1 protein-coding gene is annotated in these 235 nt (G+C 39.1%); it reads right to left on the bottom strand.

The genetic code is table 11. The annotated features are described in order from the left end of the window. Positions 1–56 precede the first annotated feature (56 nt). Positions 57–235: OmpA family protein (locus AAEY88_RS15520; protein ID WP_350563825.1), on the bottom strand; the 179-nt coding region annotated here is incomplete at its 5' end.

The following is a 235-nucleotide window of genomic DNA, read 5'->3' as shown; positions in this document are numbered from 1 at the left end:
CGTTGTACCAGCGCTTATGTGAACTACAGTTCAATAAAGACTAGATTTTTATGTGCTTATTGCGTGTTAGGCACTATTTGAATTTCTACACGACGATTTTGTGCACGGCCATTTGCGCTATCGTTTGATGAAATTGGACGTGTTTCACCATAACCTGTAGTGCTAATTCGTTCAGCCATAATTTGCTGATTAACTAAATAGTTTTTAACACTTTGAGCGCGTTGCTGTGAAAGGC

It is taken from the genome of Psychrobacter sp. CAL346-MNA-CIBAN-0220 (assembly GCF_040309805.1).
Classification (GTDB): Bacteria; Pseudomonadota; Gammaproteobacteria; order Pseudomonadales; family Moraxellaceae; genus Psychrobacter.
This window is presented reverse-complemented; position numbering and strand designations above follow the sequence as displayed.